The organism is Psychrobacter sp. UBA6766, assembly GCF_002453355.1.
Lineage (GTDB): Bacteria > Pseudomonadota > Gammaproteobacteria > Pseudomonadales > Moraxellaceae > Psychrobacter.
This window is the reverse complement of record NZ_DKGQ01000004.1, coordinates 48,833-73,219: the sequence shown is the minus strand read 5'-3', so window position 1 is coordinate 73,219 and position 24,387 is coordinate 48,833. Positions and strand designations below refer to the sequence as shown.

At 44.1% G+C, this 24,387-nt stretch carries 19 protein-coding genes and 1 pseudogene; 10 read left to right on the top strand and 10 right to left on the bottom strand.

Annotation, left to right across the window (positions count from 1 at the left end; all coding sequences use genetic code 11):
* Positions 1-85 precede the first annotated feature (85 nt).
* Positions 86-1,654, top strand: coding sequence for an MATE family efflux transporter (locus B4K26_RS00585; RefSeq protein ID WP_296242948.1), 1,569 nt, complete (start codon positions 86-88; stop codon positions 1,652-1,654).
* A gap of 61 nt (positions 1,655-1,715) precedes the next feature.
* Here the strand turns inward: B4K26_RS00585 and B4K26_RS00580 are convergent, their stop codons facing one another.
* The gene (locus tag B4K26_RS00580) at positions 1,716-2,465 is read right to left on the bottom strand and encodes an aspartate/glutamate racemase family protein (RefSeq protein WP_296242947.1); all 750 of its coding nucleotides are present in this window, start codon (positions 2,463-2,465) and stop codon (positions 1,716-1,718) included.
* A gap of 312 nt (positions 2,466-2,777) precedes the next feature.
* On the opposite strand from B4K26_RS00580, the gene B4K26_RS00575 reads away from it, so the two are divergent.
* A complete protein-coding gene (locus B4K26_RS00575; protein WP_296242946.1) occupies positions 2,778-3,032 on the top strand; it encodes a DUF2798 domain-containing protein in 255 nt (84 codons plus the stop codon).
* Here the strand turns inward: B4K26_RS00575 and oppF are convergent.
* The 5 genes from oppF to B4K26_RS00550 form a co-directional block, all read right to left on the bottom strand.
* Complete coding sequence (oppF, locus tag B4K26_RS00570) at positions 3,029-4,036, bottom strand: murein tripeptide/oligopeptide ABC transporter ATP binding protein OppF (RefSeq protein ID WP_296242945.1); 1,008 nt, start codon at positions 4,034-4,036, stop codon at positions 3,029-3,031. The genes B4K26_RS00575 and oppF overlap by 4 nt on opposite strands.
* Positions 4,037-4,060: 24 nt before the next feature.
* Entirely contained in the window at positions 4,061-5,197 is a 1,137-nt protein-coding gene (gene oppD, locus B4K26_RS00565; RefSeq protein ID WP_296242944.1) for an oligopeptide ABC transporter ATP-binding protein OppD, read from the bottom strand.
* Positions 5,198-5,223: 26 nt separating this feature from the next.
* On the bottom strand, positions 5,224-6,129 hold the full coding sequence (oppC, locus tag B4K26_RS00560; RefSeq protein WP_296242943.1) for an oligopeptide ABC transporter permease OppC: 906 nt from the start codon (positions 6,127-6,129) through the stop codon (positions 5,224-5,226).
* A gap of 84 nt (positions 6,130-6,213) precedes the next feature.
* Entirely contained in the window at positions 6,214-7,134 is a 921-nt protein-coding gene (gene oppB / locus B4K26_RS00555) for an oligopeptide ABC transporter permease OppB (RefSeq protein ID WP_296242942.1), read from the bottom strand.
* Positions 7,135-7,288: 154 nt separating this feature from the next.
* Positions 7,289-8,962, bottom strand: coding sequence for an ABC transporter substrate-binding protein (locus B4K26_RS00550; protein ID WP_296242941.1), 1,674 nt, complete (start codon positions 8,960-8,962; stop codon positions 7,289-7,291).
* 492 nt (positions 8,963-9,454) lie between these two features.
* On the opposite strand from B4K26_RS00550, the gene B4K26_RS00545 reads away from it, so the two are divergent.
* The 6 genes from B4K26_RS00545 (at position 9,455) to B4K26_RS00520 (ending at position 15,711) form a co-directional block, all read left to right on the top strand.
* Positions 9,455-10,597 carry a DUF2157 domain-containing protein gene (locus tag B4K26_RS00545; protein ID WP_296242940.1) on the top strand — a complete coding sequence of 381 codons (1,143 nt, stop codon included), beginning with the start codon at positions 9,455-9,457 and terminating at the stop codon, positions 10,595-10,597.
* Positions 10,590-11,774, top strand: coding sequence for a DUF4401 domain-containing protein (locus B4K26_RS00540; RefSeq protein WP_296242939.1), 1,185 nt, complete (start codon positions 10,590-10,592; stop codon positions 11,772-11,774). The genes B4K26_RS00545 and B4K26_RS00540 overlap by 8 nt, the downstream gene beginning before the upstream one ends.
* Positions 11,771-12,436 (top strand): GDYXXLXY domain-containing protein, encoded by a 666-nt coding sequence (locus tag B4K26_RS00535; RefSeq protein ID WP_296242938.1) that lies wholly within the window; start codon positions 11,771-11,773, stop codon positions 12,434-12,436. Before B4K26_RS00540 ends, B4K26_RS00535 begins: the two co-directional genes overlap by 4 nt.
* Before the next feature lie 138 nt (positions 12,437-12,574).
* Positions 12,575-13,552 carry a zinc-binding dehydrogenase gene (locus tag B4K26_RS00530; RefSeq protein WP_296242937.1) on the top strand — a complete coding sequence of 326 codons (978 nt, stop codon included), beginning with the start codon at positions 12,575-12,577 and terminating at the stop codon, positions 13,550-13,552.
* Positions 13,553-13,622: 70 nt separating this feature from the next.
* Positions 13,623-14,603 carry a zinc-binding dehydrogenase gene (locus B4K26_RS00525; RefSeq protein WP_296242936.1) on the top strand — a complete coding sequence of 327 codons (981 nt, stop codon included), beginning with the start codon at positions 13,623-13,625 and terminating at the stop codon, positions 14,601-14,603.
* An 85-nt stretch (positions 14,604-14,688) separates the two neighbouring features.
* Entirely contained in the window at positions 14,689-15,711 is a 1,023-nt protein-coding gene (locus tag B4K26_RS00520; protein ID WP_296242935.1) for a YhdH/YhfP family quinone oxidoreductase, read from the top strand.
* A gap of 575 nt (positions 15,712-16,286) precedes the next feature.
* Here B4K26_RS00520 and B4K26_RS00515 read toward each other — a convergent pair.
* The 4 genes and pseudogenes from B4K26_RS00515 to guaA form a co-directional block, all read right to left on the bottom strand.
* Complete coding sequence (locus B4K26_RS00515) at positions 16,287-16,784, bottom strand: hypothetical protein (protein ID WP_296242934.1); 498 nt, start codon at positions 16,782-16,784, stop codon at positions 16,287-16,289.
* A 176-nt stretch (positions 16,785-16,960) separates the two neighbouring features.
* Positions 16,961-17,083: pseudogene (locus B4K26_RS12815) on the bottom strand (hypothetical protein); the annotation flags it as partial.
* Positions 17,084-17,090: 7 nt separating this feature from the next.
* Positions 17,091-18,542, bottom strand: a complete 1,452-nt coding sequence (locus B4K26_RS00510; RefSeq protein WP_296242933.1) for a dihydrolipoyl dehydrogenase family protein — start codon at positions 18,540-18,542, stop codon at positions 17,091-17,093.
* A gap of 279 nt (positions 18,543-18,821) precedes the next feature.
* Entirely contained in the window at positions 18,822-20,426 is a 1,605-nt protein-coding gene (gene guaA / locus B4K26_RS00505) for a glutamine-hydrolyzing GMP synthase (RefSeq protein ID WP_296242932.1), read from the bottom strand.
* Between the two features lie 404 nt (positions 20,427-20,830).
* Here guaA and B4K26_RS00500 point away from each other — a divergent pair, with 404 nt between their 5' ends.
* Together B4K26_RS00500 and B4K26_RS00495 are read left to right on the top strand one after the other, a co-directional pair.
* Positions 20,831-22,564 carry an FAD-binding oxidoreductase gene (locus B4K26_RS00500; protein ID WP_296242931.1) on the top strand — a complete coding sequence of 578 codons (1,734 nt, stop codon included), beginning with the start codon at positions 20,831-20,833 and terminating at the stop codon, positions 22,562-22,564.
* Between the two features lie 70 nt (positions 22,565-22,634).
* Positions 22,635-24,308, top strand: coding sequence for a glycerol-3-phosphate dehydrogenase/oxidase (locus B4K26_RS00495; RefSeq protein ID WP_296242930.1), 1,674 nt, complete (start codon positions 22,635-22,637; stop codon positions 24,306-24,308).
* Positions 24,309-24,387 lie beyond the last annotated feature (79 nt).

Below are 24,387 nucleotides of genomic sequence, written 5' to 3'. Positions count from 1 at the left end.
ACCCTTTCTCATCTATGATAAGAGTTTCGTTTTATTAACCGCAATCATAAGCGCCACATTAACTGCCTGGTCAAAAGGATAAACATTGAGTAAAGCAAATACTTCTACGGGAAAATCGCGTGACCTCACCAAAGGATCAATCGCCAAAACGATGCTGCTGTTTGCATTACCAACGCTTGGCTCATCGGCCCTTCAGTCATTAAACGGCTCGATCAATGCCGTCTGGGTAGGACGTTTCTTGGGTGAAGAAGCGCTCGCGGCGACGGCGAACGGCAATATTTTGATGTTTATATTGATCTCCTTCGTTTTTGGCTTCGGAATGGCAGCGACCATTTTGATTGGTCAGGCAATGGGCCGCCGTAACCATACCATGATCAAAAAGACCATGGGAACGGCACTTGGAAGCATTATTCCAATCAGTGTCGTGGTCGCAGCTTTAGGGTGGATATTTGCGCCGACGTTGCTCAGTTTACTAGGCACGCCGGCAAGTGCGGTAGAGCTGGCGCTGACTTATCTGCGGATGATCTTTGTTGCGATGCCCACGACATTGACGTTTACGCTTATTATGATGGCACTACGCGGAACAGGCGATTCTACGACGCCGCTTTGGTTTATATTGATGTCGGTCGGCATTGACCTTGTGTTAACGCCGATACTCATTTTGGGAATAGGACCATTTCCTAAGTGGGGAATCTTTGGATCCGCTTTTGCAACCTTTGTCGCTAATACGCTCGCGCTGATCGGTATGGTCGCTACCATGTACCTGCGCGGTTCTGTGTTGGCGCTGAGATTGCCTGAGCTGCGATTTTTGCGTGCCGATAGAGAGATTTTTAAATCTATGTTTTCAAAAGGGTTGCCGATGGGCGTTCAGATGATTGTCATCTCATCTGCCGCGCTTACGATGTTGACGCTAATTAACCGTGAAGGCGTTCAGACGACCGCTGCTTATAGTGCTACCCAGCAACTTTGGACCTATGTTCAGATGCCTGCGATGGCACTTAGTGCCGCGGCAAGCGCGATGGTCGCTCAAAACATCGGCGCCAATCAATGGGACAGGGTGTCAGGAATCACCCGTTGGGGTCTCATTTTTAACGTCGTGTTGACCGGAGCGGTTATCGCGGTGCTGACCATTTTTGATGAGGCCATTTTAGGGCTGTTCCTTGGTAGCGACAGCAACGCGGTACCGATCGGGCGCCATATCCAACTGATGGCAACATGGGGCTATCTATTCTTTGGAGTGGCGCAGGTTTTGTTTGGCACGATGCGCTCAAACGGCTATGTGATTTGGCCACTGATTGTGATGATTATTTCGATGTATCCAGTTCGTCTCGGCTTTGCGTTTGGGTTTTATCCAAGCCTTGGCGAGGATGCGCTTTGGTTATCGTTCCCAGCTGGTATGGTGGCGACTGCTTTGATGGGAATAGGATTGTACCTTAATGGCGGCTGGCGCAAAGGTAAAATTTTGCCAGCAGATGAGGCAGCACAACGAGCTGAAGAGTTTCGTGCAAATACGGGAACCAGTGCGTCGTTTCGTGAACTGGTTCCAACGACCGTTTGGAAGCGCTCACCACTGCGTCGTCGTCTTAAAAACCTGCAACGACGACTTCGTAGAAGAATTTTAATGAGAAAGATTAAGCGGCAATCGCGCGGTTAATTTTTACAAGTTTGGCTAGACCAAATTTTGATGTGGCAAAAAGCGCAGTCTATAAAAGTTTTTATGAGCTCGCAGAGGTAAAATTTGACTCCGCGTTACCTAATACAAACTCTACCGCTGCTGCTGCATGAATTGCTGTGGTATCAAAGACGGGGATTGGGCTGTCTTTATGCTTAATAAGTAGTCCAATTTCAGTACAACCTAAGATGACATCTTTTGCGCCCTGATCCGCCAAATCAGCAATCACTTGACGATAATACTGCCGTGAGCTGTCCTTTAATTGACCTTGGCATAGTTCTTCATAAATAATGCGATTTACCTCTTGTCGCTCATTCCTATTTGGAATAACAACCTGCAATCCTGCGTCAATCAAACGCTTTTTATAAAAGTCTTCGGTCATGGTAAATTGCGTTCCAAGTAGCGCCACCTGAGTCAAACCTTGGAGCTTAATCGCATTAGCCGTGACATCAGCAATGTGAATCAGCGGTAATTTGCTTGCTTCTTGAACCTTATCGGCAACTTTATGCATGGTATTGGTGGCGATGATGAGTCCTTGCGCGCCAGCTGCTTGTAGACGTTTGCCACTATTGGCTAATATCTCGCCCATTTCATTCCATGCGCCTTGGGCTTGTAGTGCTTCAATCGGCGCAAAGTCGACACTATGAATCAATAAATCCGCTGAATGCAAATTGCCTAGCTTAGCTTTGATGCCTTCATTGATCAGTCTATAATAACTTTCCGTACTCTCCCAACTCATGCCGCCGATGATGCCCAACGTTTTTTGTTTAGCGGTTGCTTGCGAAGTAGACATTTTTTATCCTTACGCCGTTCATTTAAATACAGCTTATTTAAACACAGCTCTTTGAAGTACGGTTATTTTAAATGACATTGCAGTTCACTTAATTAATAGCGCTTGATGACAGCAAAACATGAAAACTGAATGATAACAATAAAATAAGGCGAACATTATGATTGATAATAACCATTTTACCTCGTCCCCATCACGCGCTATTATAGTCGCCGATAAACATTAGCAGTGCTTTACCTCATACTCTCTCATCGCAAAATCACGTTTATAGCAGCAGTCAAACGTGGCGCTTATCATGCAGGACAACATACCGTTATGGCAAAATTTCCTACCGTCAGAATACGCACGCGGCGCAAATACTATCGGCTGATTTTTACCTTTTTAATGGCGCTAATGATGTCGACGATCATCTCGACAGCGCTACTGCTTATCAATGTCGGTTTTGTTGACGGCTTTTTTATCACCTTATTTAATTCTTGGAAATATGCCTTTGTCGTCGCCTGGCCTAGCGCTTACATTTGTGCTTATTTAATCCAAGAGCATTTGCTGAGCCGGATTGAGTTTTATTAAACAATCTCAACCTTGTTTTTTAAGCAAGCGACTCTATGGTCTAAAACCCCTTCTAATTCAGGTTCTATTTGAGCGCATTCACTTCCTGCTATCGGGCAGCGGGTTCGGAATACGCAGCCCGATGGTGGATTGATCGGACTTGGCAGGTCACCTTCTAATAACTGAATGGTTTTACTACGCTCAGCGATAGGATCAGGTAATGGCACAGCAGACATCAATGCTTGGGTATAAGGGTGAGTCGGATTGCTATACACAGCTTTGCCTATACCCAACTCGACAGCGTGTCCCAAATACATGACCAAAACTCGATGAGCGATATGTTTAATGACTGATAAATCATGAGCAATAAAGATAAGTGACAGGCCCATTTCTTGCTGCAGGTCTTGTAATAAGTTGATGACCTGCGCTTGAATAGAGACATCAAGGGCAGAAACCGGCTCATCACAAATGATAATTTTAGGTTTTAAAATGAGCGCACGAGCGATACCAATTCGTTGACACTGACCACCAGAAAACTCATGTGGATAGCGGTTAATCTGATTCGACAGTAGCCCAACCTTTTTCATAATGGCGCGAACTTCATCCTGAACGTCAGACTTTTTCATTTCTGGATAATAAGTCCGAAGCGGCTCTGCGATGATATCACCTACTGTCATGCGTGGATTGAGTGAAGCCAGCGGATCTTGAAAAATCATTTGAATGTCTTTGCGCTTCATTCTCATGGTCTTTTTGGAAGCGCCAACTATTTCTTCATCACCGAATTTAATACTGCCAGAATTGGCACGAACTAAGCCGATAATCGTCCTAGCCAACGTTGATTTTCCGCAGCCAGACTCTCCTACTACCCCTAGAGTCTCACCAGGGAACAGCTCAAACGATACCCCGTTTACTGCCTTTAGCGTGTCAGGCTTTTGCCAAAAGTAGGTGCCTTTTTGCTTAATATCAAACGTAGTATGGACATCTTGCACCTGCAGTAGCGGGGACCGGGTTTGGTTTTGAGACATATTTATGTTTGCTACTGTCATGACCTAGCCCTCCAGCTTTGATAGATGATTAGCGTCAGCATCTGTTGTTATACTCTTTGCCGACGATACTGAATCAATCATTTGTATTTCAGGATGCCAATGGCAAGCCCGTTGACGCTCATTAGGCAAAAATTCAAGTGGCGGTGCTACCGTACGACAAATATCCATGGCATGTGAACAGCGCTCATGAAAAGGACAGCCGGTTGGCAGATGAAGTAAGTTTGGCGGGCTGCCAGGAATGGTATCAAGCTTACCTTTATCATCGTCAAGACGCGGAATTGCTTTTAACAGTCCGATAGTATACGGGTGAGAAGGTGCGTAGAAAATCTCTTCCGTTTCCCCATACGCCATCGTACGACCAGCATACATCACCAACATCCGATCACAGATGCCAGCCACCACACCCAAATCATGAGTAATCATAACAATAGTGGTACCAAAGTCGCGCTTTAGCTCATTTAATAGCACCATAATTTGTGCTTGAACAGTCACATCAAGCGCAGTCGTAGGTTCATCAGCGATGAGTAGCTTCGGACGACAAAGCAGCGCCATTGCAATCATAACTCGCTGACGCATACCGCCTGAAAACTCATGCGGATACATACCAATACGATTTTTGGCCTCAGGAATTTTGACTGCATCGAGCATCCGTACCGATTCTGCCCAAGCATCCCTTTTACTCATCCCTTTATGTAGTATCAAGACTTCAGCGAGCTGATCCCCTATTTTCATATAAGGGTTGAGCGAGGTCATAGGATCTTGGAAGATCATAGCGATTTGCTCAGCACGTATTTTATTCAGGGCCTTTTGCGATAATCCTAGCAGCTCATTGCCTTCAAATTTTACAGATCCGCTAGTACGGCCGTTTTTTGCCAGCAGTCCCATAATAGCGAACGCCGTCTGCGACTTACCAGAACCTGACTCACCAACGATGCCTAAAGTTTCACCCTCATGCAGGTTGAAATTAAGGCCATTAACGGCGGTCACTAGGCCATCTTCAGTAGTGAATTGCACCGATAAATCTTGCACCGATAATAAGCTATTCTGTTGCTGATCCTGATTGTTAAGTGCTGAATCAAAGCCTACTTTACGGACAGTAGAGTCTGTTTTCTGTGAACCATTCATGTGTTGAGTTGTCATAGTCTTGCTCTCTTAGCGATATTTGACTAGCGGTCTTTTGGGTCAAACGCATCACGTAGACCATCGCCGATAAAGTTAAAGCAGAATAAAGTAATAACCAAAAAAGCGGAAGGAATCAAAATCTGCCAAGGGGCGACTTGTAACGTCTGAGAACCTTCTTGCAGTAACGCTCCCCAACTGGTCATAGGCTCTTGTACTCCAAGCCCCAAAAAGCTCAAAAACGACTCAAACAAAATCATCGTCGGTACGAGCAAAGAGGCATAAACCACCACTACCCCAAGTACATTAGGGACGATATGACGAAGGATAATATTAAATCCTGATACCCCGCCTACATGTGCTGCTTCGATAAACTCTTTACTCTTTAGACTCAGTGTCTGACCACGGACGATACGAGCCACATCAAGCCAAGACACCAGTCCAATAGCGACAAAGATTAAAATAAGGTTACGGCCAAATATAGTCACTAGCAAAATCACGAAGAACATAAATGGAAAGGCGCTTAGAATCTCTAAAAAACGCATCATAATCATATCAACTTTACCGCCAAGATAGCCTGACGTTGCGCCATACACTGTTCCGACCAATACTGCCACCGTGGCGCCAGCGATACCAACCAATAAAGAGATACGGCCACCGACTGCGGTGCGAACGAGTAAGTCTCGACCAAGCGAGTCCGTACCGAAATAGTGCTTGTTTTCAATCGAAGGCGGCGCTTGCATAAAATTCCAGTCAGTTTCTGCGTAGCCGAAAGGTGCGATCATTGGCATAAATATGACAAAAATACCGACGAGTAATAAGATAAAAAAGCTCGTCACAGCCGCTTTGTTTTGATAAAAACGGCGCCAAGCATCTTGCCATAGGCTACGGCCTTTAATCTCTTTAACAGGCAGATTCATAGCCTCGGTTGGCTGGTCTACGAGAAGGCTCATAGTCGTCCCTTTAGTAATCTAATTGATAATCTGATAGTCATTTCTAAGTAATAAGTAAGCGCAACAATGTCTGTTAGCCAGCCATTAATACTGAATTTTTGGATCAATTATCGCGTATAAAATATCGACAATCGCATTAAAGGCAATGGTTAATACCCCGACCAAAATGGTCAAGCTAAGCACCACACCGTAATCACGATTGAGTGCGCCATTCACAAATAGCTGGCCGATGCCAGGTAAACCAAAGATAGTTTCAATAACAATGGAGCCAGTAATAATACCCACAAAAGCGGGACCCAAATACGATATCACCGGTAACAATGCCGGCCTAAGCGCATGTTTCATAACGATTTTGCGCATGGGCAAGCCTTTGGACTTGGCAGTGCGGATATACTGGCTATTCATAACCTCGATCATCGAGCCCCGCATAATTCGGGCGATACTAGCGACGTATGCTAATGCCAGTGCGGTGACTGGTAATATGAGGTTGCGTAGAGCGCCATCATTCCAGCCGCCAGCAGGCAGCCAATGCAAAAGAATCGCAAAGATAAGTACCAATAACGGTGCCTTGACAAAGCTCGGTATCACAACCCCTGTCATCGCAAAAGCCATCAATATATAATCAAGCCACGAGTTTTGCTTAAGCGCTGCGATGATGCCAAGGATTAAGCCTAATACCAATGCTAATATGAAAGCATACAAGCCAAGCTCCATCGAAACGGGAAACGACTGTGATAACAACTCGTTGACGGTATAGTCTTTATACTTAAATGATGGCCCAAAATCACCCAAAGCCAATTGTTTTAAATAATGGGCATACTGTAACCACATGGGATCATTAAGATTGTACTTAGCTTCGATATTGGCCAATACCGCGGGGGATAAACTGCGCTCGGAAGTAAAAGGACTTCCTGGCGCTAATCGCATCATAAAAAAAGACACGGTTATTAAAACAAACATAGTTGGAATGGCTTCCAAAATACGCCGAAAGATGAGCTTTAGCATAAGACCTCTTTTAAGGTTCCTATTATAAGGATGCCTATTTTCAAGTGCTTGTTTTCAACGTAATCTTGCTACGTTTTTAACTCAAATAAGTAAGCGCTATAAGTCAGAATCCGTCTTCTTTATAGCGCCCACTAGGGTTTTAGCTGTTCACTTATTAATGCTTAGCAATAGAGATATCTTTACCTTGCCAATTACCTAAGGGATCTTTATCTGAGAAGCCAATAACATAAGGTTTGACTAAACGAGGGCTAACATAATGATAGATGTTCAGTAGCCCCATATCTTCATCAAGCTGCGCTTCCGCTTTTTGATACAAGCTTGCACGCTGCTCAGGTGACACACCCGCTTTTAGCGTTTGTGCCATCAGACTGTCAAAATTGGCACTAGCATACTTGCCATAGTTGCCACTATTGTCAGATTTGGCGATATTCAAAAAGGCCGAAGGCTCGTTGTAATCCGCACACCAACCAGCTCGAGCAATTTGATAATTACCATTTCGGCGAGTATCAAGATAGGTTTTCCACTCTTTGTTAGTCAAAGTCACATCGACGAACCCTAGCGCTTGCTTCCATAGTGAGGTGGCTGCTACCGCGACCTTTTTATGGTTGTCATTGGTGTTGTAAAGGAGCTCAAAGGCAAGCGGATTATTTTCGTTATAACCTGCTTCATTCAGCAGTTTTTTGGCCTCTTTAATACGCTTCTCTTTGTCCCAAGTTGACCACTCTGGGGTATTTACCACCTTACCGTTGGTCGACTTAGGGGTGAGCTGATAAGCTGCTGTTTGGCCTTGACCGATCACTTTGTCTGCGATGGTATCGCGATCTAAAGCCAAAGCTAAGGCGCGGCGTACTTTTGGATTATCAAAAGGCGGTTTGACAGTATTAAACTCATAATAATAAGTACAAAGATAAGGTGAGATTCTGAGCTCATCGCCGTTTTGCTTCTTCAACGAAGCAAATTGCTCGGTTGGAATCTCATTATAGGTGACATCCACTTCACCGGCCTGGTAGCGCGCGACATCGGTAGTGCTAGAAGGAATGGGTAGTATCGTGATGGTATCGAGTTTTGTATTGGCATCGTCATAATAAGAAGGATTACGCGTCAAAACGAGTTCATCATTAATCTGCCATTTGCTGACTTTATAAGGTCCATTGACCACGATATTGGCAGGGTCTGTCCATTTATCACCGAAGGCTTCGACCGTTTTTTGATGGACAGGCTTGACCGAATTATGAATCAGCATGTCTGGAAAGTAGGGAACGGGCTCTGATAAAGTCACTTGCAAGGTTTTATCGTCAATCGCCTTGACACCAAGCGTATCAATACCAGCTGCGCCTTCAACGATTTTGTCAGCACCGACTACTTTGGCATCGACTAAATAGCTTGAATAGGGTGACGCGGTATTGGGATCGACCAAACGGCGCATGCTATAGACGAAATCTTGTGCCGTAACCGGATCACCATTTGACCATTTGGCATCACGTAATTTAAAGGTCCAAACTTTATTATCGGTACTTTCCCATTCGGTGGCCATTCCTGGTATCGTTTTGCCATCGGCATCTGTGTTGGTCAAACCTTCAAACAATTGGCGACCAATATTAGATTCAGGGACTCCAGATACTTTATGGGGGTCAAGCGACTCAGGCTCTGTGCCATTATTAATGACCATCTCTTGAGTTTCTGCTAATACGTTTGGATCAATATTGGCTGACGAGCTGGCATTATTATCAGTTGCCGTATTATCACTACAGCCTGTCATAAACATAGCAAGAGCGAGAGAAGTGGGTAAAAATACGGTAGTTCGAAGAGCAATAGGGTTGAGGGTCATATGGCATCCTAGCGGGAAGAAGACAGGCCGTTGGCCTCGTCTTTTATTAAGTCCATTTAAGTTTAGTATCTATTAGTTATGTTGTTAAAGGACTAAATCAGTAATGACTTATACCTAAAACTTATACGATATAGAAAACTATGGTTAACAGTAATAATAAAAAAAGTTATCAATGTCAATAGTAATTGGATTTGTATCAGTATTAATAAAAATTAGACTGATTGAGACGTAATGAGGCAAATAAGTAAAAAAGATTAAAAGATCTGCGGATTTACAATTTTTTGCACAGATTTTACGGTTTTTATCATAAAAAACTTACCACTCATCAAATGACTATTTTGATGTTATTAATTGTATCAAGGTTTTATTCAAGCCTATTAAAACTGATGACCGTCTTTGTTTAGCTCACTTGATTCTACTCCTAATAAAGATAACGCTACCTTATAAAAACAGTTAAGATACCCTTTAAACTGTTTTTAATCAGAGGCGGTTATGAGTCAATCAAGGCATGCTATCGAGCGATTACTTAAAAAAAACATTCTTCCTACAACACATGCTGATGCAGCAGCAACTCAGCTAGAAGTCTACCCTAGCAAACGTAGCTGGCTGATGTTTTTCGATAAAGCGCTGCTGATTGTGGGCGTCATAGCGCTGGTATTATCGCTGGTGTTTTTTATTGCTTATAACTGGCAACACATGGGCAAGATGGGAAAATTTGCTTTGGTTGAAGGCGCGTTAGTCCTTACCATCGCGCTTTATGTTGCACTGTCTTTTAAGCGACGTTTTCAGCTTATTCGTCAGTTATTATTGCTTATCGCTAGCGTGATTACGGGCAGCTTATTGGCGCTATTTGGTCAGGTATATCAGACGGGCGCAGATACGTGGCAGCTGTTCTTTGGTTGGGTGCTATTGATTGTCCCTTGGGTCATAATTGCGCGATTCCCTGCGCTTTGGCTACTGTGGTTAGGGCTAGTTAATGCTTGTTTGCTGCTCTATTTAGATGTTGCAAATTTGCAATTCATCGACCTCTACCTTCAAAATACCTCTCAGGTCGCCATTCTTACGCTAGTAAATTTTATTGCTTTTTATTTTTGGCTTATCAGCTTTGACAGCCCAACTAAAGCCTCTACTCAAAAGCTCTTTAATCACAATCATCCTAAAAACCTTCTCTCTGATATATCCGATAGTAACGTTGAGTATTCCTTAAGTCACTCTAAAACAAACCGCTCCCCAATCAAATCCGGCTTGCACTGGAGCACTTATGTCGTCGGTTTATTAAGCACGTTTTTTATCACCTATTTAGCGATTGTTACGGTCTTTGATAATGGCGATATCTGGGCAACGTTTATTGCTATCCTCTTATGGTTGGGTTGGTGCGGCTTTATGCTTTGGCAGTTTTATCAGCGCCGTCTTGATTTACTGATGCTGACTTATCTGTCGTTTTCGATGATTATGGTAGTAATGTTTTGGGTCGGCAAATGGCTATTAGATGATTTTGACGCGGGTGGATTTTTAGTATTAGCCTTATTGCTTATCGGCATGAGCTCGGCGGCAGTTGTGTGGCTACGCAAAGTTGCTTATATCAAGAACGAAGACACTACCTCTTTTATTACTAAGGGAGACAGTGATGAATGATGAGCTGAATAATGATATCAACCATAACCAGCAACAGCCCGAGATTTTGCTATTGCAGCAGGGGCTTATCGACGCACAAAACGCCAATGATAAGCTTTTAAATAATGCAGCTGCAGCGCCTTGCCCGTGGTTTATCAGTTTGCTTTTTGGTTTTAGTGGCGTATTTGCCAGTCTATTTTTTATCGGGTTTTTGACCTTAATTTTAGACAACACCGGCTTGCTTGATAGTACGCTAGCGCTATTTATCATTGGCGCGATATTAAGCGGCATTGGCGGATTCTTATTTTATAACGCCCGCTTGCGCCATAGCGCTTTTTGGAACAGTTTAGCCTTTGCAGTTACGCTGGCAGGTCAAGGTTATATCGCCTATGCTTTACTAGCGAGTGAGATTACAGAGCCGCTCAGTATAGTACTATTGTTCCTTGTACAACTGTTGATGACGGTTGTCATTCCCAATTTTATCTATCGTTTATTAAGCGCGACCTTGGCTTTAGTCTGCCTATTTTACCTGTTAAATCACTATCATTTATCCGAAGTAAGCTTAGGATTATTGGCTTTGATAACCAGCGTGACTCATTTACAGCGTTATACACTCGCTGTATTTATCCCAACTAAATGGCGAATGAATGCGTTAGAAATTATGAGTGCTATTGGCTATGCGAGCGCCTATGTCTTGCTCAGTATTTCCGTCTATTTTATCGCTGCGGAATATGGCAATAGCTTTGATAACTTTAATAACCTTGATAATTACGGTGAGTCCTTTAGCTATAACCACTACTTAGCTCAAGGGCTATTAACGCTTGCCAGCCTTTATGCCGCTTATCTGATTCTTAAGCGTTATCAAGTCAAGTTACTATCGCCAGCAGGATTTATGATTAGCGGCGCGATAACGGTGCTTGGGATAATGTCGATTTACGTCTCGGGATTATTGGCTACCAGTTTAATTATTATCATCGCTATCGCTAATAGCCAACGCTTACTACTAGGGCTTGGTATTGTGGCGTTGGTCAGCTATATATTCTGGTATTACTACCAGCTTGACACTTCTTTATTGGTCAAATCTGCCTCTATGATTGTCATCGGCATTGCGCTGCTTCTTATACGCTGGTTACTTATCAAACATTACTTTTCTCATATAACACTGAGCGCTAATGATCATCAGGAGCGCCTATCATGAAAAATAAAATATTAACCAAGCGCTTAGTGAATCAAACATCACCGTCGACGCATTGGTTAAAAAAACCACTGGTTACGATTGTCATTGCCCTTTTAGGATTGATTCTAGTACTAGCTGTGATAACGATAAATATCAGTAAATATGAAAATTATCTCATTAATGGCAAAACAGTGTTGCTAGAGCTTGCTCCTGTCGATCCGCGCGGCTTTATGCAAGGCGATTATATGGCGCTTAGCTATGCGTTAGAGCGTGATATTTTTGCAGCCTTGCAACCAAAAAAGCGTGACAGAGATTTGGAGGGTTTAGAGAACTTAGAGAATTTAGAGAGCTTACAGCCAGATTTTCGAATCTATGAGCCCAGTGACGGCTTTGTGATTGTAAAAGTAGATACAAATAACGTCGGCCATTTTATGCGCTTAGCCAATAACCATAAAAATGGCAATTTACAGACTAACTTAGCAGCAGATGAATTGGCGATTCATTATCGAATTCGTAATGGTAGTGTGCATTTAGCAACCAATGCGTTCTTTTTCCAAGAAGGTCATGGCGAGGCTTTCGAAGCAGCAAAATATGGTCTGTTTCGTGTCAATGACAAAGGCGAGCCGCTATTAACCCATTTGGTCGACGACGCCTTTATCATGATTGGTTCAAAAAGTAATTAGCCAAAAAAAGATTATGACGGTAAGACGACGATAACTTGACTTTACCAAAGTGGTATTGTGATAAATAAGTAGGGCTTGCTACTGTAGATGACTGTAAATCTATAAAACCACCCTCTAAGAATTAAAAAAGGATTTATCATGCGAAGCGCAACGTATAACGAATTTGGCAAACCAACTGACGTCCTAAGCCTTGGCGATCGTCCTATCCCTGAACCAAAGGCCAACGAAGTCCGCGTCAAAACCATTCTCGCCTCTATTCATAATCATGACCTTCTCACCATTCGCGGTCAGTATGGCTTTAAACCTGAGCTGCCAGCCATTGGCGGTAGCGAAGCGCTTGGAATCATTGATGCCGTTGGGAGTGATGTCAAAGACTTAAAAGTCGGTCAGCGGGTGGCCGCGGCTAGTGTGCAAGCAACGTGGGCAGAGTATTTTGTCGCCTCCGCTGATATGGTCTTTGCGGTTCCTGATAGCTTAAAAGATGAAATGGCGGCGCAGCTTATCGCTATGCCACTGAGTGCCTTAATGCTGCTTGAGTTTTTAGAAGTAGAAAGCGGTCAATGGGTCATCCATAACGCTGCCAATGGCGCCGTTGGCAAATCGCTTGCCATGCTCGCAGCGGCGCGCGGCGTAAAAACCATCAACGTCGTTCGCAGTAGCGATGCCATCAAAGAGCTAGAAGCACTCGATATCAAAAACAATGTCAATACCGAAGATAACGACTGGAAAGACCAAGTAAAAGCTATCATCGGCGATGATAAAATCAGCGCGGTGGTCGATTCTGTCGGCGGTGAAAATAGCGGTGAATTATTATCACTACTCGGTCATGGTGGCACGTTTGCCGCGTTTGGTGCGATGTCAGGAAAACCTATGATGCTGAATCCGACGCACTTAATCTTTAAACAAGCGACCGTTAAAGGATTTTGGGGCAGTAAAACCAGTCAGGAAATGAGTGTTGAAAACAAACAGCGCTTGATAGATGAGCTGATTGAACGGGCGACCAGCGGTAAGCTACATCTTCCTGTAGAAGCGGTGTTTGATTTGGCAGATATCAAAAAAGCGGTCGATGGCAAATTGCAGTCAGGTAAAAATGGCAAAGTTCTGCTAAAGCCTTAAGTTATCTAGCATTAAACTTAGACGACATTTGACTAAAAACAATTAAGTAAAAACAAGAAAGGATCTCATCATGCGCAGCGTAACTTATAACGAATTTGGCAAACCATCTGACGTTCTTAGCATCGACGACCGCCCTGTCCTAGAGCCAAAGGCGGGCGAAGTCCGAATCAAAACCATTTTATCTTCTATCCATAATCACGATCTTATCACTATCCAAGGCCAATATGGTACCAAACCCAAACTACCCGCGATCGCTGGTAGCGAGGCGGTTGGTACGATCGATGCCATTGGCAAAGGGGTCGATAATTTAGAAGTCGGTCAGCGAGTGGTAGCGACCGGTGTCGAAGGCACGTGGGCTGAGTTCTTTACCGCGCCTGCCAGCAGTGCCCTTCCGATTCCTGACGCCATCGATGATGAAATGGCGTCTCAGCTTATCGCCATGCCGATGAGCGCCTTGATGCTCATTGAGTTTTTAGAACTTGAATCTGGTCAATGGCTCATCCATAACGCCGCCAATGGCGCGGTTGGCGAGTCGCTGGCAATGCTAGCCGCCGAGCGCGGTATTCATACCATCAACGTCGTGCGTAGTAAAAAGTCTGCCGACGAGTTGACCGAGATTGGTATCACCGAAAACAACGTGGTAAGCGGTGATGACGACTGGAAAGATCGAGTCCGTCAAATCGTCGGCGATGGCAAAATAAGCGGCGCCATTGACTCTGTCGGCGGTCAGTCTGGCGGTGATTTATTATCATTACTTGGTCATGGTGGCACCATGGCAGCCGTAGGCGGAATGTCGGGTCAGCCGCTCGCGCTCAATCCGACGCACCTTATCTTTAAGCAAGCAGCTATCAAAGGGTTTTGGGGCGGCGCGTTGATGCAAAAGATGGATGCCGACAATAAAAACCGTTTGATGCAAGAGCTTGTTGAGCGCGCTGCTAGTGGTAAATTAAAGCTACCGACAGGTGGTATTTATAGCCTAGATAACATTAAAGAAGCGGTATCAGGTAAGGTGCAATCGAGCAAAAAAGGCAAAATACTGTTAAAGCCATAAGACGTTTTTTATAAATAACTGCTGCGCCTATTCTAAATAATCTGAATAGCGCGCAGATAAAGTCACTTTAATAAGGAACACTCTTATGTCTAACAACTCTCTTGCGTCTAATAGTGCGACCTTTAAAGCCTTGGTCGTACGCGAAACCAGTAACGGCGAGTTTAAAAAAAGTATTGAGCAGCGCAGTGTCAGCGACTTGCCTGAAAATGACTTATTAATCGAAGTGCACTATTCATCGCTTAACTTCAAAGACGCGATGTCGGCATCAGGAAATAAAAGAATCACCAAACACTATCCGCACACTCCTGGTATTGATGCCGCAGGCGTGGTGATCAGTGATAAATCTGGCACGTTTTCTGAAGGCCAAGAAGTTGTGGTCTTTGGCTATGATTTGGGAATGGATACCGATGGCGGTCTCAGTCAGATGATCTCTATCCCTGCCGATTGGGCGGTCGAATGCCCATCTTCTTTAACATTAAAAGAAGCGATGATTTATGGGACTGGCGGCTTAACCGCAGCCTTAAGCGTGCAAAAGTTAGAAAAAATGGGCGCAAAACCTGAAGACGGTCCGGTCGCGGTGACGGGAGCAACGGGCGGCGTCGGTAGTATCAGCATCGCCATATTAAGTCAGCTTGGTTATAAGGTCATCGCCTTCTCTGGCAAGCCTGAGCAAAGTGACTATCTAAAGGAGCTTGGCGCAAGCGAAGTCCGTCATCGCGATAGCATCAATGAAATCGGTGACAAACCTGTCGGTCGCGAGCTATGGGCCAACGCCATTGATACCATCGGCGGCGATTATCTGGCGAACCTACTGAAGCAAACCAAAGCTGGCGGCGCAGTCACTTCTTGTGGTCTAGCAGGCGGTGCTGAGTTTTCGATGACGGTATTGCCGTTTATCACCCGTGCAGTGTCCCTACTCGGTATCGATTCAGTCTATATTCCACTGGATGATAAAAAGTCCATTTGGGAGCGTGTTTCAACCGATATGAAGCTACCTAATCTCGAAAAGTATGCTGAAGAAATTACCCTTGAGCAAACGCCTGAGTATTTAGATCGCTTTATGGCAAGTCAAACGGTTGGGCGTTATGTGGTGAATGTGCGGGGTTAATTAATATAGACTTTTATATAAAAACCACACTAAATTTAGGTCTAGTGTGGTTTTTATTTTATAAAGAATAGCCAAATAAATGTATTATATATCGTAGTCGTAATTAAACCATTTATTATTGCAACTTTATTTTGATTCCAGTAGTTGCCAATAAAAAATATTGATTCTTCTAAATTATTAACAAAAACGAAGCTTTTATTTGATAAGTCCAAGTCTTTATCTAAGCTTTCCTGAAGCAAGCCTAACGAAACTATAATCTTTATCATGAAATATTCATAATATTCTGAAAAAACTTGCTTTAAAGAATCTTGGGTCTTCTCAGATAATTCGTTAAAGTCATCTACAGAAGCTACTTCATCACTTATCCTTGCATCTATAGTCTTAGCTTCGGCTAAAGTGTCTTCTGTTATCTCACGTACTTCATCATAGTTTTTTGTCCATGCTTTTTCATTGGGAAAATTCTTTAGTCTAGTTATCGCTTTAAAAGACTCAAGATTACGTACTGACTCAAACTGTTCAAAAATCTTTGAATATTCTGACGAGAGAGAATTAGCTAAAGTTGCTTGCGATTTTAGCTATCTTGCGAGCCTAAAAGGTTCGCTTGCTTCAAATAAAATACGGGCTGTATCAAAAGCACCTCTATATGGTTCTATTGACTTTCTAACTAGATTGGCTGACGCCATCATATCTTCATATACACTAGTTCCTCCTATACTTTGTATCATCCTCTCTTTTACAGACGTAAGATCATTATTATAGGCACTCATTCCCTTTGTCATTTCAAGGAAAGAATCTTGCACAGTCATTGCTTTTGGAATTCTCAACTGAGCGCCTTTTGTTAGTACACTAAGATCTACAACGTTGATGGAAGCGAAATCTACGGATTGAAAAGCTTTGCTTGCGATATCGGCAATACTTGCAGCTGAATTAAGATATTCATACTGGCTTGTTATTCCCAGTAGACTGTTTGACTTTTCAAGATGGTAAGATAATGGATTCAATTGTTTTTGGAATTGTTCAGCTATTTCCATCACTGATAGCTGTTCACTTTCTTTTTTGGGATTTTCAGCCACTTTTGAACTCCTTTGATTCAACCATTTTTTTGTTATTTAAAATTAACTTTAAAGATAGCACAATTGTTAGTAAAACATAGAACCAACCTTTACTTGGCTTCTACCTTTTTGGATAATCAAAAAAACACCCAACCAAGTTGAGTGCTTTTTTATTTTAGCTAAAGACTAAGTAGATACTATTCCCACTCAATCGTCGCAGGTGGCTTGCTCGACACATCATACGTCACACGTGAGACGTCAGCGATTTCGTTCATAATGCGATTCGATACCGTCTCAATCAACTCATATGGCAGATGAGCACCACACTTACTCTTCGACTTTTTCGTCTTCCATGCGCAGGTTTCTACAGATGCGTTGAGCCGCCATTCCCAAGGCTTCGGTAAACGTCGGGAATGCCAATTCTAAATTGGCAATCTCGTACACGGTCATCTCGGTCGCCTGACAAGTGGCGGCAACTTGAATCACCTCGGTAGAGTATGAACCAAGAACGTGCGCACCCAGCAGTTTTTGCGTCTTTTTATCGATGATAATCTTACAAAACCCGTCGGTTCGCGCATCCATAACAGCGCGAGGAAGCGCTTCATAATCGATAACTTCAACGATGCAGTCATGCGTCTCTTCCGCTTGCGCTTGGGTCATGCCGACAGAGGCGTATTCCGGCTCGGTAAAGCTGCCCGTGGCGATCGCTTTTGGATCGTATATCTTAGCGGTATCAGAGACGACATTTTGTGCGGCAACTCTTGCTTGATGCGCGGCGCTTTGTACAAACATACTGATACCGTTGGCGTCCCCTGCGACATATACGCCCTCTACGTTGGTTTGTAAGTAGTCATCGACATCGATATAAGGGCCATTCAATTTAATATCCGTGGCATCAAGATGGAGTCCATCCAAGTCCGCAGGCCAGCCTACCATTAAGAATACCGCATCGGTCATTAGCGTGTCTTCTTGGTCATCGTGCTTATAGGTTACTTTTAACCGACCGTTTTCTTTGGCAATGGACTCCCATTCGGTATTGGTCAGTACATTCATGCCACGCGCCTCAAAGGCATTTTCAAGACTGCGCGAGATATCAACATCACTTGGCGGGGTCAAGCGATCGGCGAACTCGATGATATCGACCTTGGCACCAAAATCGATAAGAATTGAGGCGAGCTGACAACCGGTCGCTGAGCCACCGACGACCGTTACTCTGTCTGGAAGCTCAGTCATTGACCATAAATCGTGAAACGAGAGCGCTAAATCATTGCCCAGAATAGACAACTTTCTAGGTTTACCGCCGACGGTTAAAATAATTTGATCGGCGCTAAACTCACGTCCATCACCAATTCTAAGCGTTTTATTATCAATAAAATGCGCAGGCCCCACTTCATCTATAACGTCAATCCCTTGTTGTTCCACCACTTTGGTCAAATGCCAAACTTCATTGGCATGGGCGGCAACCCGATTGGCGTGCTCAATGGCGGCTGCAAAATCGACAGATGGCACCTTACCCTCTAATCCAAATTGAGGGTAAAGCTCCGCATCAGTGCGCAGACGTGCGGCACGAGCCAGCGTTCGGATAGGTGCAGGGCCTTCATTAAACGCGGTGCCTCCCAGTTTATTGGCTTCAAGCAGTGTTACGGTTGCACCAAGCTCATGGGCACGTATCGCGGCTTGCACGCCTGCAGGGCCACCACCGACAACAAGGACGGTTTTTTTATTTTCTGACTTATTATTTTTTGATTGGTTATTATCTGATTTATTGTTTTGATTCATAATTTTTCCAGTTTAAGATCTCACTTAGAGTGGTTTAATCTAATATCGACGAGCATTGTAAATGGCGCTTACTTCATCAAGACCAAATGATAACCATAAGTAAAACACGCCATAATGTGGAGTAATACGTTATTTATGACGTTTTTCGTTAGCGTATGTGTGATGGTATATGGCTATAGTAACCATGACTGTCACAATATTAACGCTAAAAATTTAACAAAAAAAAACACCCAACCAAGTTGAGTGCTTTTTTATTTTTAGCTAAAAACTAAGTAGAAACTATTCCCACTCAATCGTCGCTGGTGGCTTGCTCGACACATCATACGTCACACGTGAGACTTCAGCGATTTCATTCATAATGCGATTCGATACCGTCTCAATCAAATCATACGGCAGATGGGCAAAGCGTGCGGTCATAAAGTCTACAGTTTCAACAGCCCGAAGCGCAATCACCCATGCATAGCGGCGGCCATCACCAACCACGCCGACCGATTTGATTGGTTGGAATACCGCAAAGGCTTGAGCGGTCTTTTCATACCAGCCTGATTTTTCAAGCTCTTCCATAAATATCGCATCAGCTGCGCGCAAGATATCAGCAAACTCTTTGGTCACTTCGCCCAAGATTCGCACGCCCAACCCTGGTCCTGGGAACGGATGGCGATTGATCATTTTGGCAGGCAATCCAAGGGTAATCCCGAGTTTACGCACTTCATCTTTAAACAAATCACGTAACGGCTCAACGAGTTTAAACGCCAAATCATCTGGCAAACCGCCGACGTTATGATGGCTCTTAATCACGTGGGCTTTGCCTTGGTGCGACTTGGCAGATTCAATAACGTCTGGATAAATCGTTCCTTGCGCCAAGAATTCAATCTCTTGACCATCGCTGTTTTGGCTGATGTCACGGGCGCTATTAGCAAATACATCGATAAAGGTTTTGCCGATAATTTTACGTTTGGCTTCAGGATCAGACTCGCCTGCCAATGCCGTTAAGAATAATTCTTCAGCATCGACGCGAATCACTTTTACGCCCATGTTTTCAGCGAACACCTGCATCACTTGGTCGCCTTCATGAAGTCGAAGCAATCCGGTATCAACAAACACGCAGGTTAATTGGTCGCCGATAGCTTTATGCAAAAGTGCCGCAACCACTGAGCTGTCGACACCGCCTGATAAACCAAGCAATACTTGTTTATCACCAATTTGCTTTTTCAATTGCTCAATACGCATATCGATGATGTTATCTGGCGTCCAATCGCCCGCACAGTCACAGATTTGATGGACAAATCGGCTTAGCAGCGCTTGACCTTGTAGAGTATGCGTGACTTCAGGATGGAACTGAAGACCATAGTACTGCTTGTCATCATTGGCCATAATCGCAATCGGACAACTCGGCGTGCTAGCAACAATCTCAAAGCCTTGTGGTGCGTCAATCACTTTGTCGCCATGACTCATCCATACATTGAGTTTTCCCGCTGCGTCTTCAATATCTTTTGTTAGTGCTGAGTTACCATCGATATTAATGGTCGCAGCGCCAAATTCATGGATGTCGCTGGCATGGACTTTACCGCCGAAACGCTCTGCCATCGCTTGCATACCGTAACAAATTCCCAATACTGGCACGCCTAAGTCGAATACCGCTTCGTTAATGCGTGGGCTGTTTTCCGCATGGACGCTTTCAGGGCCACCCGATAGGATGATACCCTTTGCACCAAAATCTTTAATGCGCTGAGTATCGATGTCATAAGGGAACATCTCACAGAATACGCCTGAATCGCGAACACGGCGGGCAATCAGTTGACTGTATTGTGAGCCAAAATCTAGGATTAAGATGCGGTCTTCTTTGATAGTAGGAATTGCAGGAGTGGCAGCGGCGGTGGTCATAGATCGATGTCCATCAAGAAAAAATTAGTGTCCTATTTTAACAAGTTTGCGCCCATTAATGGTTATTAGATGATTAATTATTGACGATTTTTGCGAGTTATTACGCCTTGATCAGAATAATACGCCAGAGCGAACCCTAATAATGCCGCTACTGAATACAAGCCATGAATTTTTATTATACAAATGACGAGTCTATATGAAATATTTGTTTATATTGTGCTATGCTCAAATGATAAATATGTTTGCTTTAGGATTGAATGCTTGGCATAAGCGCTTAATATCGTATGGTTTTTACGACAACACTGAGTCTAATCATTCACCTATACTGAGCAGACAAGCTAAACCACCTTTAACCGAATCCTTTAGTATAAAAACCGTGATAACGAATCGACAGGTATGTCCCTATGAGCAAAATCAAATCTCTTATTTGTAAAGCCACTAGCTCCCTTGCTACCAAAAACAACGATAATAATAATTTAGAGCCTATCCAAGAAAATAATATAACCGCCAATACGCCTATTGAGCAAACGCGCTGGAATGGTTGGGGCAACGTCAATATCAATAAAAAAGTCTCAACACACGGCGCAAAACTCATCAAATCGCACATCGGTAAAACTAAAAAATTGCCATCTGTTAGCTTACAAGAAGTACTAAAAACTGTCCCTAAATCGCGCTTGCCTGCTGCTATGACTGAGTTAGAAACGGTATCTATCGATAATGAGGTCAGGCTTAGACACGCTCGTGGTCAAAGCTTCCCTGATTGGATAGCCATGCATAGCGGCGACTTTGAAGTCTTTCCCGATGGCGTGGCGCATCCACAATCGACCGACGATGTCGAAACCTTATTAAAGCTCGCAAAAGAGCATGACTTAATTGTTATTCCATTTGGTGGCGGCACTTCTGTTGCGGGTCACATCAATCCGAAAAAGGGTTCACGCCCCGTATTGACCATTGCTATGAGCAAGATGGACCAGCTGATTGATTTAGATGTTGAGAGCCAAATTGCAACCTTTGGTGCGGGGACGCAAGGACCAGCGGTTGAAGCGCAATTAGACGCGCACGGCTATCGTTTAGGACATTATCCGCAGTCTTGGGAGTTATCCACCCTTGGCGGCTGGATTGCCGCGCGCTCAAGTGGTCAGCAGTCATTGGGCTATGGTCGTATCGAACAACTATTCGCTGGTGGGACGCTGGTGACGCCGCAAGGAATTCTTAATATCGCTGACATTCCCGCGTCATCAGCAGGACCTGATCTACGCGAGATGATGATGGGAACTGAAGGTCGAGCTGGTATTTTTACCACAGTAAAAATGCGCGTTCAGCCGCAACCAGAACAAGAGCTATTTAAAGTGGCTTTTTTACCCAACTGGGAAGCGGGGAAAGAAGTGCTTAGACAAGCGGTGCAAGGAAACATTCAATTATCAATGCTGCGCCTAAGCAATGCGGTCGAAACCGACGCTCATCTGCATTTGGGAACGACACCTAGCCAATTTTTAGCCATTAGCACCTATCTAAAAGCCCGCGGGCTGAGCTCAGATAAAGTCATGCTCACCTACGGCGTCTCAGGTGATAAGGCGCAGAATAAATTGGCGCTGACGCAGTTTAATAAGTTATTAAAACAGCACGGTAGTGTCACAGGAAAAATCACCGATATCATGGGAAGTGTCTGGGCGCATGGTCGCTTTAAATTTCCTTATTTACGCGGTACTTTATGGGATAAAGGTATCATGGTCGATACCTTTGAGACCGCGACCAATTGGAAAAATATCGACGAGCAGATGCAGCAGATGCAACAAGCCGTTCAGACTTCCTTAGCAAATGAAGGCGAGAACGTCATGGCATTCACCCATATCTCTCACGTCTATAAACAAGGTGCTAGCCTTTATACTACTTATTTCTTTCGCGCCGCAAAAGACCACGCTGCTACCTTAAAACGCTGGCAAAAAATCAAACATGCCGCCAGTTTGAGCGTGGCCAATGGCAAAGCGACCATCTCGCATCAACATGGTGTCGGCCGCGATCACGCGCCTTACCTTGCTGCAGAAAAAGGTAAGCTAGGCATTCAGGTAACCAATGATATGCTAAAAAGCCTAGACCCTGAGCAGCGTATGAATCCGGGCGTTTTAATTGGAGATTAATAGACAGCTCAGACCATATCAGTTAGCTTAGCTAGATTATGGAATTGACTTAATTTGAGATGGATCTTTTATGAACCCTACTAAACAATGTCAGCAACGCCAGCAAGCACTAGCGCCTTTGTCACGTCGCTCGTCTCAAGTAAAACCTTGGGATATGCTGATTATCGGCGGCGGAATCACGGGCGCTGGTATTGCTCGCGAAGCTGCACGGCGTGGCTTAGACGTGTTATTAGTTGAGCAAAAAGACTTTGCTTGGGGCACATCCAGCCGCTCAAGCAAAATGGTTCATGGCGGGCTGCGCTATATCGCCTCAGGAGATTATAAAACCACTTTGCTTAGCGTTCGCGAGCGTGAGCGTATGCTTAGTGAAGCAAATGGCCTTGTTAACGAAATGCACTACGTCATGCCGCACTACAAAGGTAAGTTTCCACCGCCGTGGATATTCAATACTTTATTGCGCGTCTACGATGGACTGGCTGGCAAACGCTACTCTAAATACTTTAAAAAAGATGCCTTTCTTAGCCTGAACCCAAATATTAAACAAGAGAAATTTTTGGGAGCCAGTCAATTTAGCGATGCGGTGACTGATGACTCGCGTCTGGTCATGCGCGTACTTAATGAAGCAACTCACGATGGTGCTCACGCCATTAATTATCTTAAAGCTGAGTCGCTCATTACTAATGAGCAAGGCTTAGTTATTGGCGCTACTTTAATAGATACCGCTTCTGATTCTAAAGATAACAGCCATATTTATGATGTCCATGCAAAAGTCGTGGTGAGTGCCACGGGTGCTTGGGCGGATACTCTGCGGATGCAAGCCAGCACTCAAACAGAGCAAAGCTTTCATAAGCAAATTCGCCCCTCACGCGGCAGTCATTTAGTGATCAGTCAAGAGCGCTTGCCAATCGAGCAAGCCTATACTTTTTTACATCCAGTTGATAAAAGAGCCATATTTGTCTTTCCATGGGAAAATCGTACCGTTCTTGGTACCACTGATTTAGATCATCCAACCTTAGACGATAGCGAAGTCGGAATCACCAATGAAGAGGTCGATTATCTATTGGCGGCAACTAATAACCTTTTTAACACGGTCAGTCTAAGCCGAGACGATATTATCAGTTCTTGGGCAGGCGTGCGGCCACTGATTTCAGAAGGCGGCGACGGTAAACGTGTGAGCCCAAGTAAAGAAAAGCGTGACCATAGCGTTTGGCTGGATAATAATTTGGTGACCGTTAGTGGTGGCAAGCTAACGACCTTCCGCCTGATTGCTTTAGACGTCCTTGGAAAGTGTCAAGAAGTGCTCGAACTTGATAAATCTGTCATTCAAAATCAAACCATAAACGGCGATCAAGTCTTTAGTAATACCGCGCCAACCAATCCTAAATTTAAAACGCTACCAAAACCCTTGCAACAACGATTACAAGGGTTTTATGGCTTACAGCTCGATGACTTACTTGAGCTCGCGCATGAGGACGATTTGGCTTATGTTACCGACAGCAATACCATTTGGGCGGAAATTCGCTTTGCCACTCGCTGTGAGCAGGTTATTCATTTAGACGATTTATTGTTGCGGCGTACGCGTTTAGGATTAATACTGCCACATGGCGCAATGACGCCAATGATTAGCGATAAGCTCAGGCAAATATGTCAGCAAGAACTGGGCTGGAATGAGCAAAAATGGCAGCAAGAAGTTCAACGTTATGAGCATTTGTGGCAACGCTACTATCACTTGCCTGCGGCTTAGCGTTTTATTTCAGCGGAATTTCTCTATAGAGAGGTCATTATAAGAAAGACATAACGAGGCTGGGATAAATTTTTTGCGG

Coding starts and splice junctions, on each gene's coding strand:
- oppC (WP_296242943.1), bottom strand. CDS start 6,129: ATGAGCCTTCTCGTAGACCAGCCAACCGAGGCTATGAATCTGCCTGTT.
- B4K26_RS00550 (WP_296242941.1), bottom strand. CDS start 8,962: ATGACCCTCAACCCTATTGCTCTTCGAACTACCGTATTTTTACCCACT.
- oppB (WP_296242942.1), bottom strand. CDS start 7,134: ATGCTAAAGCTCATCTTTCGGCGTATTTTGGAAGCCATTCCAACTATG.
- B4K26_RS00525 (WP_296242936.1), top strand. CDS start 13,623: ATGCGCAGCGTAACTTATAACGAATTTGGCAAACCATCTGACGTTCTT.
- B4K26_RS00510 (WP_296242933.1), bottom strand. CDS start 18,542: ATGAATCAAAACAATAAATCAGATAATAACCAATCAAAAAATAATAAG.
- B4K26_RS00540 (WP_296242939.1), top strand. CDS start 10,590: ATGAATGATGAGCTGAATAATGATATCAACCATAACCAGCAACAGCCC.
- oppF (WP_296242945.1), bottom strand. CDS start 4,036: ATGTCTCAAAACCAAACCCGGTCCCCGCTACTGCAGGTGCAAGATGTC.
- B4K26_RS00530 (WP_296242937.1), top strand. CDS start 12,575: ATGCGAAGCGCAACGTATAACGAATTTGGCAAACCAACTGACGTCCTA.
- B4K26_RS00535 (WP_296242938.1), top strand. CDS start 11,771: ATGAAAAATAAAATATTAACCAAGCGCTTAGTGAATCAAACATCACCG.
- B4K26_RS00520 (WP_296242935.1), top strand. CDS start 14,689: ATGTCTAACAACTCTCTTGCGTCTAATAGTGCGACCTTTAAAGCCTTG.
- B4K26_RS00575 (WP_296242946.1), top strand. CDS start 2,778: ATGGCAAAATTTCCTACCGTCAGAATACGCACGCGGCGCAAATACTAT.
- B4K26_RS00545 (WP_296242940.1), top strand. CDS start 9,455: ATGAGTCAATCAAGGCATGCTATCGAGCGATTACTTAAAAAAAACATT.
- guaA (WP_296242932.1), bottom strand. CDS start 20,426: ATGACCACCGCCGCTGCCACTCCTGCAATTCCTACTATCAAAGAAGAC.
- B4K26_RS00580 (WP_296242947.1), bottom strand. CDS start 2,465: ATGTCTACTTCGCAAGCAACCGCTAAACAAAAAACGTTGGGCATCATC.
- oppD (WP_296242944.1), bottom strand. CDS start 5,197: ATGACAACTCAACACATGAATGGTTCACAGAAAACAGACTCTACTGTC.
- B4K26_RS00500 (WP_296242931.1), top strand. CDS start 20,831: ATGAGCAAAATCAAATCTCTTATTTGTAAAGCCACTAGCTCCCTTGCT.
- B4K26_RS00495 (WP_296242930.1), top strand. CDS start 22,635: ATGAACCCTACTAAACAATGTCAGCAACGCCAGCAAGCACTAGCGCCT.